Source organism: Arthrobacter sp. 10L430 (assembly GCF_056395245.1).
Genome location: NZ_JBFTJD010000019.1, coordinates 35,260 through 49,759 on the forward strand (window position 1 = coordinate 35,260; position 14,500 = coordinate 49,759).

Below are 14,500 nucleotides of genomic sequence, written 5' to 3' on the forward strand. Positions count from 1 at the left end.
TTGATCAGGCGGCTTCGCAGGTCAGGCGATTTCACGGAAGCTTCCGAAGCGACCGCCGTGGAAGATGAGGGGAGTTCCCTCGCCGGGCGTCATTTCCAGCACGCTGGCGACGACGATCAGGTGGTCTCCGGCAACGATCTGCTGCTCGGTCCGGCAGTCGAACCAGGCAAGCGAACCGTGGATGTGTGGAGTGCCCCACCCGGATTCGGACCAGTTCACGGCGCTGAACTTGTCCTCACCCTTCGCCGAGAGTGCACGGCAGACCTGCTGCTGGTCATCGGAGAGGAGGCTGACGCTGAACCGTCCGATCTCTGCAATTTTGGGCCAGCTTGTGGAGGTGTGGGTGACGCTGAAGGTCACCAGCGGGGGCTCCATTGACAGTGAGGCGAAGGTTCCCACGATCATGCCGTTTTGGGCCCCCGTGACCGGGTCCGTGGAGCAGATCGCGGCAACGCCGGTGGGCAGGTGCCGCATGACGGCCCGGTATTGGTCGGAGTCGATCCGACGACCTTCGAGTGCGGGGGCGCTCATGGCTGTTCCTGGAGCTCTGCGTGGATGTTGCGGCCGGCGCGCAGGCCGCTCTCGACAGCGCCGTCGAAGAAGCCGGCCCAGATGTTGGCAATGTCGCCGCTGGCGAAATGCAGTGCGCCCTCGCTGACCTGCTGTTCCCGGTGGTACTTGGTGAGCTGGCCGGGGCGCTGGATCTGCCAGGTCTCCTCGGCGTAAGGATCGGACATCCAGTGGTGGCCGGCCACCTCGAGGACTTCCAGGTCGTCGCGCCATACCTTGATGGCTTCCTGGACCTGTTCGATGTCGGTCACGTCGATGCGGTCCGCGTCGGCACCGAAGCCGACCAGGACGGCGTCGTCTTCACCGATGAATTCGGTGCGGATTACGGACAGGGGCTTGTCCTGGGCCGAGTAGGCGAAGAACGGCTTGATGGGTCCCCTGACCCGGATCCAGGCCTTGACGCCCTGGGACGCGGTCTTTTCCCGGCTGGCGGCGAGCTTGCCGTCGGACAGGGCGGGCTGGACATCGAGCTTGTGCAGCACGTTCTGCGGCAGGGTGATGACGACCTTCTTGGCCTCGATTTCCTGGCCATCGCCGTAGGTGACGGTGGCTCCCCCGCTGTTGCGGCGGACGGCGGTCACCGGGGCGTTGAGGCGGATGTCAGCGTTGGTGTCCTCGGCGATCGCCTTGGTCAGCGTGTCGTTGCCGTTCTTCAGACGGAAGATCGCTGAGGCCTCGTGCATGAGGTGCCAATGGCCGGATGATGCGGCGGTCCAGCGGAGGGCGTTGACGTAGGCGCACTGGTCCAGGGGTGCGTTGAAGTGGCCCACCCAGGCTGCCTCATTCGCGTTCCGCTCGTCCTCGGAGAGGTCCAGCTTGTCCAGCATTTCCTGCAGGTTGTACTGGTCGACGTCGGCCAGGTTCTCCACCGTCAGCGGTGCATCCGGTCGGGGCAGCCACTTCATGGTGTCTTCGAGCAGCCGGGTCATGCCGGGGTCGATCAGTGACATGAAGTCTTCCAGCGTGCCGCGGCGCACTTCGTCCCCGGCGAGCCAGAACGTTTCCTCGGAGCGCGGGCCGCGGGAAACCTCGAGGCCGTAGCGGGTGACCTCGGCCCAGACATGCGGCTGGGTCCAGTGCAGCCAGTTGCCGCCGATCTCCAGGTTCTGGCCCAGGCGGCGATCGGTCCACAAGCGGCCGCCAAGACGGTCGCGGGCTTCCAGGACGACCACGTTGTGGCCGCGGTTGCCGAGCTCACGGGCAGTGATGAGGCCGGCAAGACCGGCACCGATGACGACTACGTCTGTCTGTTTAGTCATTGAAGTATCTCCGTTGATATTGCTGGTTCAGCTGGGCGTCAGCGGGTGGCTTCGCTCAGGTGCTTGGTACGGTGTTCGGTGGCGGGGTGGGAGTCCAGCGTGTACTTGTGGCCGGGGAAGAGCTTTTCCCGCAGTGTTACCGGTTCCTGGTCTTCCGGGCGGGCTGGGGAAACGATTCCCTGGGCGCGGAGTTCGGGCAGGGCCAGCTCGATGAAGTCTTCCCAGCTGCCGGGCTTGGTGATGTAGCTGAGGTTGATGCCGTCGACGTCGGCCTCGTCACGCCAGCGGCGCAGTTCTGCGGCGACGGTTTCCGGGGAGCCGATGATCGTGGAACCTGTACCGCCGACGGCGAGGAATTCGGCGATCTGGCGCGGGGTCCAGTCCCGGTCGGGGTCGGCCTTGGAAAACATGTCCACCATCGACTGCCCTGCCTTCGTTCCAACGGACCGCAAGGGGGTGTCCAAGTCGTACTCGGACATATCGATGCCGGTCCAACCGCTGAAGCGTGCCAGGATTCCATCGATTGGTGCGTTCTCCACGGCCTGCTGGTACTTGGCTTGGGCTTCTTCGTCGGTGGGAGCCACCACCACAGTGAGCAGGATGACTACCCTGACGTCGCGGGGGTCGCGGCCCGCGTCTGCCACTGCCTGGCGGAGCTTGGCCACTGAGCGCTTGGCACCCTCCACGGAGGTGCTCTGGATGAAGACGGCCTCAGCATGCTTGCCGCCGAATTCCATGCCCCTGGAGGACGACCCGGCCTGGAACAGCACAGGCGTGCGCTGGGGGGACGGCTCGCACAGGTGGAAGCCGGGCACAGTGAAGTGCTGGCCGGAGTGGTTGATCGGGTGCACCTTCGCCGGGTCGATGTACGTAGCCGATTCGGCATCCCGGGCCACGGCGTCCTCCTCGAATGAACCTTCCCAGAGCTTGTAGACGACGTCCATGTACTCATCGGCAAGGTCGTAACGCTCAGCCGGGCTAAGCTGCTGCACCTTGCCGAGGTTGCGGGCCGCGGCCTCCGAGTACGAGGTCACGATGTTCCAGCCAACCCTCCCGGAAGTCAGGTGGTCCAGGGTGCTGAACTTGCGGGCCAGCAGATAGGGCGGTTCATACGTCGCCGAGCAGGTCACCCCGAAGGTGAGGTGCTTCGTCACGGCCGCCATGCCGCTGATCAACACGGTCGGGTCATTGATGGGGAACTGCGCGGCGTCGCGCAGCGCGGCATCACTGTTCCCCCGGAACACATCGTGATAGCCGAGGTTGTCGGCGAAGAAAATGCCGTCGAAGCCCGACTTTTCCAGCATCTGCGCTACGCCCGTCCAATACTGCAGGTCCGTATAGCGGGAGCCTTGGTCGCCCTCAGCGCGCCATGACCCCGATGTCAGATGGGACGGGGCGAAGACGTCAAAGGCGAAAAGGCTCAGGGGTTCATTTTTCATGGCAGCGGTGCTTCCTTGGACTCGTGCCTGGCAAGGCGACAACTAGGGATCTACGTTCATAAACTGAACACTGCGTTCAATTTAGAAGGTAGCCAGCTCACTGTCAAGGGTTCTTTTTTCGTCAGGGAGATTACGCAACAGCTATTGACACGGGATGTGGCGCATGCCATATTTTTGAGCACGACGTTCGAAAAATGAACGAATCGGGCCTGACTACTCAGCCCCCCAAATCCGCCGCGCTGACATCGCAGGCGAGCTTTCATCCCGTTCGAAATAGCACGATCTACAAGGAAGTCCATCGTGAATACACCTGTTACCCCGGCCCCGAGGCCATCTTTGCAGTCGTCGGTCGCCCCGGATCCGCAAAAGAGGCGGTTCTTGTACAAGCTCAGCGCGGTGATCGCCGGCGGCATGTTCATCGACGGCTTCATCCTGGGCGGCATCGGGCTCGTCATGCCGGCGCTGACGTCGGATCTGAGCCTCTCCGCCACCTGGCAGGGCCTGATCGGCGCTTCTGCCTTGATCGGCATCTTCTTTGGTGGCCCCATCGGCGGTTACTTGGCCGACAAGGTCGGGCGCAAGCCGATGTTCATCGTCGACCTCGCCATCTTCCTGCTTGGCTCCGCTGCTCAGTTCTTCGTCGCGGATGCCTGGCAGTTGTTCCTGATCCGCCTCGTCATGGGTATGGCAATTGGCGCCGATTACGCGATCGGCTGGCCGTTGCTCGTCGAATTCTCTCCGGCCAAGCTGAGGGGCAAGCTCATGGCATTCCAGGAGGTAGCTTGGTACGTCGGCTACCTGATCTCCTACGCCGTGGGGTACTACCTGTCCACATCGATCCACGCCGACTGGCGCATCATCCTGGGCATGAGCACCGTCCCTTCCCTGATCGTCTTCCTGCTCCGGCTCGGTTCCCCCGAATCCCCGCGCTGGCTCATCAGCAAGGGGCGGATTGAGGAGGGGCTCGCCGTTGCCCAGGAGTTCATGGAGGAAGCAGACGTCAGGGACCTGGCGTACGAGAAGGCGGAGAAGCCCAATTTCCGCAAACTCTTCTCCCCGCAATACCGCAACGCGACGATCTTCGTGTGCATGTACTGGGTCTGCAACGTCACCCCGTACTTCGCGATCGCCACCTTCGCGCCGATCGTGCTTGAGAGCCTGGGCGTTGAAGATGGCCTGGCCGGAGCGCTGCTGCTCAACGGCGTGGTGGTGGCCGGCTCCCTGGCCGCGATGTTCCTCATCGAAAAGGTCGGACGCCGCAAGCTGTCCATCCCGCCGATGTGGATCGCCGCCGTCGCATTGGTGGTCATCGGCCTGTTCGCACACGTCTCGCCGATGGTTATCTTGGTTTGCTTCATCATCTTCTCCTTCTTCAACGCCGTCTCTACGGCCCTGACCGGGGTCTACCCCGGCGAGGTCTTTCCCACGGAAATCCGTGGTGCCGGGGTCGGCTTCGCCACTGCGTTTTCACGAATCGGCGCAGCAGCGGGAACATTCATCCTCCCGATGTCGGTGGACAGCTTGGGCGTGGGAACCACGATGCTGATCGCCGCCGGCATCTGTGTGCTGGGTGCTGTCATCTCCCAGTACCTGGCACCGGAGACCAAAGGCCTGAGCCTGAGCGACACCTCAGCACCCCTGGCCAAGGTGGCAGTCAAGTAACTCTGCGGCTACGCAAACGCGAACGGAAGGGTGCTCTGACCGGGCTTGCGTCGGCAGGGCGCCCTTCCGTTCGAAGCGCATATTCGCCCCAAACAACCTTTGACAACAAGGAGAACGAAGAAATGAAGATCTACGGTGAAAGTGAACGGAACAGCGGGCTGCGGACTCCGCGTCTAATCCTCGACGACGGTGAGATCCATGCCGGGGCTTGGGTCAGCTTCCGCGATCCTGCCGTCGTGGACACCCTGGCAGCCGAAGGGTTCGGCTGGATCTGCGTTGACGGCCAGCACGGAGGCCCGGAAACCCACGAAATGCAGCCGCTGATCGAAGCTGCGCACCTGTTTTCGGTACCGTCCATCGTCCGCGTTCCCGGTCACGACATGGGAATCATCGGCCGAATCCTGGACGCGGGTGCAGGCGCAATCATCTTCCCCACGGTGGAGAATGCGGCGTCAGCAGCTTCACTCATAGCCGCCTGCCGCTTCCCCCCGCGCGGAAACCGCAGCTACGGACCAACCCGCCGAAGCCCCCGGTACCCAAAGCCCGCCACGGGCAACCCGCAGGATGACACCCTGTGCATCCTGATGATCGAAACAGCCGCCGGTCTGGCCAATCTCGACGAGATTCTCGCCACCGGACCGGACGGCATTTTCGTAGGACCGTACGACCTGTCCCTCAGCCTGGGAGTGACACTGGAGGAACTGACCGGCGAAGGACCGGACGGGATCCTCGCGGACATCGCGCGCCGCTGCACAGCAGCAGGCGTCACCCCCGGTATCTACACCGGAGAGCCGGAACTCTCCGAAAGGATGGCCGCCCTCGGATTCCGCTTCATGCCCACCGCCTCTGACACCGGGCTGCTGTCCGTCGCGGCCCGCAACGCCGTTGCTGCATCCAGGCAGGTCAATGCAGCAAAGGTCATGAGCTGACACGAGGACTACAGCCGGCAAAGCCCGGCACGTACGAACTTAGGAGTTCCATGAGCACCAGCGAAGAAGTCGTTGGAGCCAGCAGCAATCTGCGGAGCCGGGAACCGTTGCCCGAGAGCGTGGCCGCGGTCCTGCTCACCGGCAAAGGGGGCTGGACGAGTTCGCATACCGCATTTGTGGCAGGGAAGCGCCGGTGTTCGAAGCCCCGGTTGAACGCGCCGTTCGCTAGTTGAAAGAGCATAGGATGGGTATCGACATCACAAGGCCGCCCGCCTTGAGTACTCGAACCGGGAGCGGACATGGCAACGGAACGAAGCGCAGACGTGCAGGAACTGGCAGGAGCCGAAGCGCCGACTGCCGATGAGTCCGTGGACCTGACCAACAAGTCCGTCATCAAGGCGACCGTGCTCCTCAGCGAACTCGGCCGTCACCGGCAAGGCATCACCGTCACCGAATTGGCCCACGCTGTGGGGATGACACGCCCAACAGCCTTCCGCCTGCTCCTGAGCCTCGAGCAGACAGGCTTCGTGGACCGCGTCGACAACCGCTATCTGTTGGGATGGCAGATGGCCCGTCTGGGCAGGATTGCCGATCCCTACACCGGTGCTGTCGCCAGGATTCAGCCCGTTCTGGACGAATATGCAGCGAAGCTCAATGAAACATTCAGCTTCGCCATGGTCCGGGGTGAGTTGGCTTATGACGTGATAGCCGAGGCCTCGGCCTCACGCTACCTGAACGTCTCGCACCTTTACCTGGGGGGAACCTACCCGGTACACGCCAGTGCAACAGGAAAGGTCCTGCTGGCCGAACTGAGCGATGAGCAAATCGCAACGGAGCTGCCCGAGAAGCTGGAATCCTACACTCCCCACACGATCACCAGCCGGAAGGCTCTCATGAAGGAGCTGCGCCAGGTCCGGGAGCAGGAATACGCCATCCTTGACGACGAGCTTGAAGAGGGGCTCTTCGTGGTCGCCTGCCCCGTCCGCGACGTTGCGGGTGCGTTGGTCGGCATACTCTCGGTTAACGGCCCCGTCCAGCGCCTCAAATCGGACCGGCTGCCCGACACCATCGACCAGCTGCGCCAGGCGGCCCGCGACGTCGCGAAGGCTTTGTCCTAGCAGCTTCAAAATCCTGGCCGCAACTGAGGCCCCCTCCCTTGACCTGCTTCCGGGAGCGATGCGCCCGCAGGGTTAGGCACGAGCGAGGGCGATGAGCGTTTCGCGCGAGGGGTATTTCCATTGCACGTACTGGACGGGCACGCCGGCGCGTTCAGCAACCAGGGCATGAGTAACCGCGTCCGGACCCTGCCTCCTGCTCATCTCGCTGATGCAGGCGATCAGGGCAGCTGTTCTTCTTTCGTTTCGTTCGCGGAGGACCTCGCCGACCACCTTGGGGTCGTTTCGCTTGGGCTTCTGCCGCCAGTGGGTCATGTCTTCACCTCTGACTGTCGTCCTAAGATCCGATGTACCGCGGGGGAGCTAGGCGCTGCCCTCGAAGTACAACCCTTCCCAGGGGCCGCAGGTTATAACTCCCGCCCCGGCCGCGGCGGGTGATGCGGAGCCGGAGCCTGGGTCAGGCTGGGTAGTGGCGTGGTGGAAAAGAGCGACGGCGGTGACGAGAGTCCGCTGGAGAGCATTCATGATGAGGTCCTCACTGACCGGGAAGGGAACCAGGGGTTCCACGGGAGCAAACTTTCGGCTGGGAAACGCACCCGGCTCGTTTATTTCTGAACGTAACGTTCAATTTATGAACGTATTCCTATTGTGGCGCGACTCACCTGGCTTTGCAAGAGGTTTTCTCAACGGAGTCGCGAACCAGATCGGGTGAAGGTGGCGCGCTCTTGACGAGTTACCCACGTCACGGTAACTTGAACGTCGTGTTCACTGTATGAACACCCTGAGATGTGGGGCGGTCTGGCAGTGCCGTCAACGGCGACCGCGTTCAAGCCCACTGCCCCCATCAGCCGAATCAGGATTCGAGAGCGAGCCCCAACGGACGGCCATCATGCGACATCAAGCACTGCAATCAGCTTCCCCAGACCTGAAGGTGACTCCAAGAGGGCCCAGGAACCTTACCCGCAGAACGGCCCTTCCTTCCCGGCCAGTACCGGATTGGTCCCATCTCTCCCGGGGTGACGCTGTTCGCGTGCTTCGGAGTGACGGAAGCGCCATCTCCGGGAGGATAGACATGATTGCCATAGACCGCAGCGTCTTCTGGATGATCCAGGATGCCGGCCTGGGAAGAGTCATGATCTGCAGGCTCGATAAAGCCCTGGTCATCAAGGCGGCCCCAGGAGCGGACTGAAGGCCAGGCACGACGCCTGCCGGGCGGGCGGGCCGGGCATTCTTGGAGGACCCGCGCCTTTCGGGTGCCGGCCGCTTCAAAATGGCAGGGGCAGCTTTGCTGTCCTGCCACCGTCGAGCACTATGATCTCCCCGGTCATGAAACTGGACCTGTCGCTTGCCAGAAAAACGGCGAGGTCGCCGACGTCGGCGGGGCGCCCTATGCGCCCCACAGGGTGTAGGCGATCCAGGGCCCTGTATGCGGCTGCCGGGTCGGGCTGGGAGGCCAGGTAGGCTTCGCTCAGTTCGGAAGCAATCCATCCTGGCGCAATCGCATTGCACCGGATATTGTCCGCACCCAGGTCCACCGCCATGGCGCGGGTCATCCCGTGAATGCCGGCTTTGGACGCACAGTAGGCGGCATGGCCGGGGTTGGCGGCCAGACCTTCGATGGAGCCGATATTGATGATGCTTCCCCCGCCTCGCCGGCGCATGTGCGGTAACGCGGCTTGGGCCAGAAACAGCGGCGCCCGCATATTCAGGGCCATCATCAGATCCCACTCGGCCGGCAGGATTTCGGAGACGCTGCGCTCAAACATGATCCCGGCGTTGTTGACCAGGATGTCGATGCCGCCGAAGTGCGAAGCTGTGCCATCGACAACCTCAGCTGCAGCGGACGGGACGCTCAGGTCCGCCTGGATGCCGAGAAGGCCCGGGTGCCCCTCGAGGGCGGGCTCGAGTGGCTGGCGTTGGACCACGGCGACTTGGGCTCCTTCCTCCAGGTAGCGGTCCACGATACCGCGGCCTATTCCGCGTCCCCCGCCGGTGATCAGGGCGGTCTTGCCTTCAAGTTGCATAGCTCTTCCAATCATTTTGCCTGCCGATTTTGGCAAGATCTGCAGAACCCTAGCGTTTCGTTCGGTGGCGCAAGCAGGATTCTCCGGAAGGGCATTGATTCCCAAGGTGAGCCATGCCACAATGAAACGCAGTCGTTCGAGAAATGAACGTCACGTTCAATTATCTTAGACCCCGCTCCCCGTAAATGTCCGCCGAGAGAACATAGACGTTCCCCGCGGCACAGTCAGAAAGGAAGACATCATGTCGATCATTCATCGGGCCGTCGCCATCGGCCAGAAGCACCCGGTCCGCACGTTCGCCGCGGCTGCTGCTTCCCCGCGCCAGGTTGAAACGGACGTGCAGGCACACCGTCGCTCCCCTCAGCTAACGTGCCTGCCGTGGGTGGGCCTATGCCTGGAGGGCGACGAGATTGATGCCTCCGGCGGCACCGAATCCTCCCGGAGCGTCAGCAAGGAATTGGATGCATTCCTCCTTGGTCTGATGTACGGCGAATAGAGAAATCAGCATCCAATGTCACCCACGCTAACCTCGCAAAGCACTACCGACGCCAGCCCCTAGCTTGGGGGAGCCAGCAAGCGTAGCGTCGGTCGGAGAAACGACGGCGCGGGCAGCCGCAGGACTCACAGGTGACGGCACGCTGTCGCTAGTTGCTCGGAGGTGGCCTCGATGGCTGGGTGGAATGCTGATACGGCGGCCGGCCCGCTGGGGGCCGGGACGGTCACGTTGGTCGAGGGTTCATCCTTTTGCATTTCTTTGCCGAACGGGGACATCCGTGCCGAACATCCCCATGGCCTCTTCGTGCAAGACGCCCGCATCCTCTCGGGCTGGAGCCTTACGGTTGACGGCCAGCCGCTTGAGCCGCTGGCGGCCGAAACGAAGGAGCCGTACCGGGCGCTGTTTGTCGGACGGGTTCCCCGCTCAGACGGCTACGCCGACAGCCCCCTGATCGTGGAGCGCCTGCGGGAAGTGGGGGCCGGCATCCAGGAGCAGGTCACCGTTCGCAACTACTCCCTGGAACCGGCCGACTGCGTAATAGCACTGAGGATCGAGGCGGACTTCGCGGACCTCTTCGAGGTCAAAGAGGCACGGATCCAGCGGCGCTGGGAAGAAAGCCGCCAGGCCGACGCCGACGCTCTCACCGTTCGGGGCGTCTGGCAGGACGTCCGGAAGGGCGTGGTTGTCCAAGCCCCCGGTGCGGACATTTCGGCGGATACCGTGACGTACCGGGTGTCCGTCCCGTCGCACGGACACTGGAGCACAGTCCTGACCGTGCTGCCCAGCACCGAGGGAGCCGGTTCCGCGACGGCATTTGTCCATTCTGAGGGGGAGGGATTGTCCCCCCGGGACCGGCGCCGACGGGATTGGGTGGCGAAGATTCCGGTCCTGCAGATGGGGAACCGCTCGATAGAAAGGACCCTGCGTCGCAGCTACGACGATTTGGGCGCTCTTCGGATCGAGGACCCCAATCATCCGGAACGTGTCGTGGTGGCCGCTGGCGCGCCGTGGTTCATGACCCTGTTCGGCAGGGACTCGCTGTGGGCTTCGGTAATGGCGATGCCGGTGGACCCGTCCCTGGCCCTGGGCACGTTGCAGACCCTGGCAGACCGCCAGGGAACCGTGGTGGACCCGATGACCGAGGAGGAACCGGGCAAGATCCTCCACGAGGTCCGGCTCGACGTTTCCAGCGGGCTATCTCTGGGCGGCAAATCAAACTACTACGGCAGCGTCGATGCGACGCCCCTGTTCCTGATGGTGCTCGGGGCGGTCAGCCGCTGGGGATTCGCCGCGGATACCATAGCTGCCCTGCTGCCCCATGCGGACCGTGCGCTGGAGTGGATCATGAACTACGGGGACAGGGACGGCGACGGCTTCGTCGAGTACCAGCGCCTCAATGACCAGGGGCTGATCAACCAGGGCTGGAAGGATTCCTGGGATGGCATCAACTTCGCCGACGGAACCTTGGCCGAGCCGCCCATCGCACTCTGCGAGGTCCAGGCCTACGTCTACGTCGCGTATCTGTCGCGCGCGTGGCTGGCGTACGACGCCGGGGACACGGCTTTTGCGAACGAACTCGCCGACCGGGCGGCGCGGCTGAAGAAACAGTTCAACGAGCAGTTCTGGATACCTGAACGCGGGTACTATGCCATCGCCCTCGACGGCAAGAAGCGGCAGGTCGACGCGTGCGCTTCGAACATGGGGCACTGCCTGTTGCAGGGCCTCATTGACGAGGACAAGGCCCCGCAGGTGGCGGAACGCCTGATGTCCCCGGAAATGTTCAGCGGCTGGGGCGTACGTACTTCGGCCAGCGACATGGGCGCGTACAACCCCGCCAGCTACCACAACGGATCGGTCTGGCCCCACGACAACGCAATCGTCGCCGCCGGACTCCTCCGCTACGGCTTCGTGGCCGAGGCGCAACGGATCGCCACCGGCATGATGGATGCGGCCGAGCACTCCGACGGCCGCCTCCCCGAGCTGTTCTGCGGCTTCAGCCGGGAGCAGCTCGCCACACCCGTGCCCTATCCAACGGCGTGCTCGCCGCAGGCCTGGGCAGCGACCGCCCCGATCCAGCTCGTGACCAGCCTGATGCGGTATGACCCGGTCGTTTCCGCCGGCGGCGTATGGATGGATCCCGTTCTTCCGGAGTCGTATGGGGACCTGCACATCACCAACGCTCCGCTGGGCGGTGGCCGCATCACTATCGATATTGCCAACTCCGTCCCCTCCGTCCAGGGACTGCCTGAAGGGATGGCGTTCCACCGCGGGCACCGTCCGTGGATGATTGAACTGGTCGAGCAGGCCCATCGCCGGCGAACTGAAGCACGCCGCCAGGCGGACCGGCCGCCCTCAGGTTAAAGAGGTTTTAAGCGAGGGGTAAGCAGGCGCCGGCGTTGAATCCGGCCTTTTGCCGTGCCACAATTAGCTGAACGTTCACGGAGTGAACATAACGTTCACGCAACCCCCTCAAGCCCTGGCATTGCTCCCGCCAGCCCTGAAGAACACAAAAAAGCAGAAGGAGAACCATGGACGTGCTGTCCGAGATCGCGGGATGGACTGGAGCAGCAGTGATGTTGACCGCCTACCTGTCCGTATCCATGGGCTGGGTCCGGACGGGACGGCGCTTCCAAGTGGGCAATCTCCTAGGTTCATTCGCCTTCATCATCAACGGCGCCTACCACGGCGCCTGGCCCTCCGTAGTGACCAACATCGTCTGGTTCCTCATCTCGGTCACTGGCCTCCTGCGGATCCTGCGCAAGGGCAACGCCGCTGAACCAGCAATCAGCATCGGTTCTTTGCAAACCGCATCGGCGCAGGGGCAAATTACATCGGTTTCGCAGAATCCGGGAGGATGCCAAACGGAATTTACGGGACATCAGTCCGGCGCCTGCTTGCCGGGTGCTGAACGATACCGCGAACCCGCTTCGGCCTGCGATATGGGCCCTTCAGTCGTTCCTGCCAATGCACATGCGTAGACGGTCCGGGGCGAAGTTCTAAACCGCCCAGTCGGTGTCGTCGTAGGCGCGGCCGCGGAAGTGGGCGCGGAGGTACTCCCCCACAACGGCAGCCCCCAGGTCCCCGGCCTCGGGCGCAACGACCCGGCCGTCGATCCGGCGGACCATACGCTGGACGAACGATTCGAGGCCTGGGTCATCGCCGAGCCGGAAGAACGTTGCTTGGGTGCCGGCACGCCCTAGGCGGTCCAGCTCGGCGACCGTGGCGCGGATGGTTTCCGGGTCCGGCGGCCAGCAGAACCACGACTCGCCGTCGGGCAACAGGTGCGCCGTGGGCTCGCCGTCGGTCACCACGAGGAGGACGGGCTGCATCGAAGGGTGCTTGCGGAAGAAACGGCCAGCCAACAGCAAACCGTGATGCAGATTGGTTCCCTGCTCCCGCAGGGCCGGAAGGGCCGTGAGCTCGCCGATGTCCATGGACTGGGCGTAGCGGCCGAACGTGATCAGCTGCAGCCGGTCCCCGCGGAACCGGGTTGAGACGAGGTGGTGCAAGGCGAGGGCGGTGCGTTTCATGGGCACCCATCGCCCCTCGGCGGCCATCGAGAACGACACGTCGGCGAGCAGCACGACGGCGGCCTGCGTGCGCGCCTCCGTCTCCGTCACCTCGATGTCACCAGCGCCAAGGCGCAGGCCGCGGCTGGGATCACCGCCGTCGGCAATGGTCCGGCGGATCGCGTTGGTCATGGTACGGGTAACGTCCCACGGCTCTGCGTCGCCGAACTCCCACTGGCGGCTGGACCCGGTCTGCTCGCCGGCCGCCCCGGCGACGCGCGCGTCGCGGCGCCCCTGCCGGCCGGACAATTGCCTGGCGGTGTCCCGCAACAGCGACCTGCCTAGCCGTCGCATGGCCTGCGGCGACAACCTAAGGTCGCCGTCGGCCCCGCGGCGCAAGTAGCCGCCGTCCTGCATCGCCCGCTCGATTTCGGCGAGGGTGCGGGCCGTCACGGAAGCATTCTGTCCGAGTTGGCGGGCGAGGGCATCGAGGTCCAGGTCGTCAAGGCGCGACCCGTTGTACGACTGGGAGAGCTGTTCGGCCAGCTCGTCGAGTTCGGCGATGTCCTGGAGCACGCCGGTGCCGTCGCCCAGCCCGAGTCCTTCCTGACCCTCGAAACGTTCGGAGCCGCTCCAGTCCTCGCCGGGGCGCAGGGCGCGCAGGCTGGAGTCGAGTTGACCGAGCTGGCCCATGAGTTCGGGCGAGCCGAACGCCTGGGCGGACAGCCGCATCAGCTCATCGCGCTGCTCCGGGGACATGGATTGCAGGAGCCGCTGGGCGGCAGCAGCCCGCTGGGCGAGGGCGTCCACCAGCTCCTCGACTGATTGTGGATTTTCCGGAAAGAACTGGCCGTGCCGGGCCATGAACTCCTGGAAGTCCGCGTCGGTGTCCTCACCGCGCCGGTGTTTGCCGAGCAGCTCGTTGAGGTCGCGCAGCATCTCGCTCACGGCTGCGCGGTCCTCATCGGTGGCGTTCTCGAGCGCCTGTTTCATGCCGGCGAACCGCTGGTCAAGCATTTCGCGGCCCAGCAGGTCCTTGATCCTCTCGTAGGCTTCCCGGGCGGCGCTCGACTGCCAGTCATAGGAGGCGAGTTCGTTGACCGCTGCTGCCGTGGATCGGGGCAGGTTCTGCAGTTGCAGCTCCCGGAAGGCACGGTCGGTGTTGTCCATCATGGCGTCGCGGGCGAGCTGCTTGCGCTCCTCCAGCACCGCGGTGTCGAGCAGCTTCTGGACCTCGCTGAGGGTGCCGTCCAGCCGGTGATGGCTAAGCAGTTCACTCCGGCGCTGTTGAACGCGCCGGGCGAGGTCGTCGAGCCCTTCCCGGTTCCGGCCGCCGCGCCGCAGGAACTCCTGCAGGGCGTGCCGGGGCGAGTAGCCTGCCATGACGTCCTCGGCGACGGCGTCAAGTGCCTCCGCCAGGTCCACCGGCGGGGCGAGCGGATCCGGCCCTCCGGTGTACCGGCCGTATTTGGAGGACCGGTTGTGAACGCCCATGAC

Annotated in this window: 13 protein-coding genes; 6 read left to right on the plus strand and 7 right to left on the minus strand. The window is 64.1% G+C overall.

Features of this window, described 5'->3' with window-relative positions:
• Positions 1–21: 21 nt before the first annotated feature.
• The 3 genes from AC1DDG_RS15760 to AC1DDG_RS15770 are packed head-to-tail and all read right to left on the minus strand — an operon-like array spanning position 22 to position 3,268.
• Positions 22–531, minus strand: a complete 510-nt coding sequence (locus tag AC1DDG_RS15760; protein WP_230121055.1) for a flavin reductase family protein — start codon at positions 529–531, stop codon at positions 22–24.
• Positions 528–1,829: a flavin monoamine oxidase family protein gene (locus AC1DDG_RS15765; protein WP_230121057.1), complete on the minus strand. Its 1,302-nt coding sequence runs from the start codon at positions 1,827–1,829 to the stop codon at positions 528–530. The genes AC1DDG_RS15760 and AC1DDG_RS15765 overlap by 4 nt, the downstream gene beginning before the upstream one ends.
• 38 nt (positions 1,830–1,867) lie before the next feature.
• The gene (locus AC1DDG_RS15770; RefSeq protein ID WP_230121058.1) at positions 1,868–3,268 is read right to left on the minus strand and encodes an LLM class flavin-dependent oxidoreductase; all 1,401 of its coding nucleotides are present in this window, start codon (positions 3,266–3,268) and stop codon (positions 1,868–1,870) included.
• A 378-nt stretch (positions 3,269–3,646) separates the two neighbouring features.
• Between AC1DDG_RS15770 and AC1DDG_RS15775 the strand changes: the two genes are divergently transcribed.
• From AC1DDG_RS15775 to AC1DDG_RS15785, 3 genes are all read left to right on the plus strand, one after another.
• Entirely contained in the window at positions 3,647–4,930 is a 1,284-nt protein-coding gene (locus AC1DDG_RS15775; RefSeq protein WP_476876785.1) for an MFS transporter, read from the plus strand.
• A gap of 122 nt (positions 4,931–5,052) precedes the next feature.
• Complete coding sequence (locus tag AC1DDG_RS15780; RefSeq protein ID WP_230121062.1) at positions 5,053–5,859, plus strand: HpcH/HpaI aldolase family protein; 807 nt, start codon at positions 5,053–5,055, stop codon at positions 5,857–5,859.
• Between the two features lie 299 nt (positions 5,860–6,158).
• Positions 6,159–6,977, plus strand: coding sequence for an IclR family transcriptional regulator (locus AC1DDG_RS15785; RefSeq protein ID WP_230121064.1), 819 nt, complete (start codon positions 6,159–6,161; stop codon positions 6,975–6,977).
• 72 nt (positions 6,978–7,049) lie between these two features.
• Here the strand turns inward: AC1DDG_RS15785 and AC1DDG_RS15790 are convergent, their stop codons facing one another.
• From AC1DDG_RS15790 to AC1DDG_RS15800, 3 genes are all read right to left on the minus strand, one after another.
• Positions 7,050–7,289, minus strand: coding sequence for a TetR/AcrR family transcriptional regulator (locus AC1DDG_RS15790; protein WP_230121065.1), 240 nt, complete (start codon positions 7,287–7,289; stop codon positions 7,050–7,052).
• Positions 7,290–7,337: 48 nt separating this feature from the next.
• Positions 7,338–7,499, minus strand: a complete 162-nt coding sequence (locus AC1DDG_RS15795) for a hypothetical protein (protein ID WP_230121067.1) — start codon at positions 7,497–7,499, stop codon at positions 7,338–7,340.
• Between the two features lie 740 nt (positions 7,500–8,239).
• Positions 8,240–8,998, minus strand: a complete 759-nt coding sequence (locus AC1DDG_RS15800) for an SDR family NAD(P)-dependent oxidoreductase (protein ID WP_476876786.1) — start codon at positions 8,996–8,998, stop codon at positions 8,240–8,242.
• A gap of 241 nt (positions 8,999–9,239) precedes the next feature.
• Between AC1DDG_RS15800 and AC1DDG_RS15805 the strand changes: the two genes are divergently transcribed.
• The 3 genes from AC1DDG_RS15805 to AC1DDG_RS15815 all read left to right on the plus strand — a co-directional run bounded on the left by AC1DDG_RS15805 (position 9,240) and on the right by AC1DDG_RS15815 (position 12,472).
• Entirely contained in the window at positions 9,240–9,494 is a 255-nt protein-coding gene (locus tag AC1DDG_RS15805) for a hypothetical protein (RefSeq protein WP_230120991.1), read from the plus strand.
• Between the two features lie 171 nt (positions 9,495–9,665).
• Positions 9,666–11,855, plus strand: a complete 2,190-nt coding sequence (locus tag AC1DDG_RS15810) for an amylo-alpha-1,6-glucosidase (RefSeq protein WP_476876787.1) — start codon at positions 9,666–9,668, stop codon at positions 11,853–11,855.
• Positions 11,856–12,022: 167 nt separating this feature from the next.
• Positions 12,023–12,472, plus strand: a complete 450-nt coding sequence (locus AC1DDG_RS15815) for a CBU_0592 family membrane protein (RefSeq protein ID WP_230120988.1) — start codon at positions 12,023–12,025, stop codon at positions 12,470–12,472.
• Between the two features lie 18 nt (positions 12,473–12,490).
• Here the strand turns inward: AC1DDG_RS15815 and AC1DDG_RS15820 are convergent, their stop codons facing one another.
• Complete coding sequence (locus AC1DDG_RS15820; protein ID WP_476876788.1) at positions 12,491–14,497, minus strand: vWA domain-containing protein; 2,007 nt, start codon at positions 14,495–14,497, stop codon at positions 12,491–12,493.
• Positions 14,498–14,500 lie beyond the last annotated feature (3 nt).

Excerpts from the sequence above, each read along its gene's own strand:
- AC1DDG_RS15815 (WP_230120988.1), top strand. The coding sequence starts at position 12,023 with ATGGACGTGCTGTCCGAGATCGCGGGATGGACTGGAGCAGCAGTGATG.
- AC1DDG_RS15810 (WP_476876787.1), top strand. The coding sequence starts at position 9,666 with ATGGCTGGGTGGAATGCTGATACGGCGGCCGGCCCGCTGGGGGCCGGG.
- AC1DDG_RS15765 (WP_230121057.1), bottom strand. The coding sequence starts at position 1,829 with ATGACTAAACAGACAGACGTAGTCGTCATCGGTGCCGGTCTTGCCGGC.
- AC1DDG_RS15770 (WP_230121058.1), bottom strand. The coding sequence starts at position 3,268 with ATGAAAAATGAACCCCTGAGCCTTTTCGCCTTTGACGTCTTCGCCCCG.
- AC1DDG_RS15820 (WP_476876788.1), bottom strand. The coding sequence starts at position 14,497 with ATGGGCGTTCACAACCGGTCCTCCAAATACGGCCGGTACACCGGAGGG.
- AC1DDG_RS15795 (WP_230121067.1), bottom strand. The coding sequence starts at position 7,499 with ATGAATGCTCTCCAGCGGACTCTCGTCACCGCCGTCGCTCTTTTCCAC.
- AC1DDG_RS15800 (WP_476876786.1), bottom strand. The coding sequence starts at position 8,998 with ATGCAACTTGAAGGCAAGACCGCCCTGATCACCGGCGGGGGACGCGGA.
- AC1DDG_RS15760 (WP_230121055.1), bottom strand. The coding sequence starts at position 531 with ATGAGCGCCCCCGCACTCGAAGGTCGTCGGATCGACTCCGACCAATAC.
- AC1DDG_RS15805 (WP_230120991.1), top strand. The coding sequence starts at position 9,240 with ATGTCGATCATTCATCGGGCCGTCGCCATCGGCCAGAAGCACCCGGTC.
- AC1DDG_RS15785 (WP_230121064.1), top strand. The coding sequence starts at position 6,159 with ATGGCAACGGAACGAAGCGCAGACGTGCAGGAACTGGCAGGAGCCGAA.
- AC1DDG_RS15780 (WP_230121062.1), top strand. The coding sequence starts at position 5,053 with ATGAAGATCTACGGTGAAAGTGAACGGAACAGCGGGCTGCGGACTCCG.
- AC1DDG_RS15790 (WP_230121065.1), bottom strand. The coding sequence starts at position 7,289 with ATGACCCACTGGCGGCAGAAGCCCAAGCGAAACGACCCCAAGGTGGTC.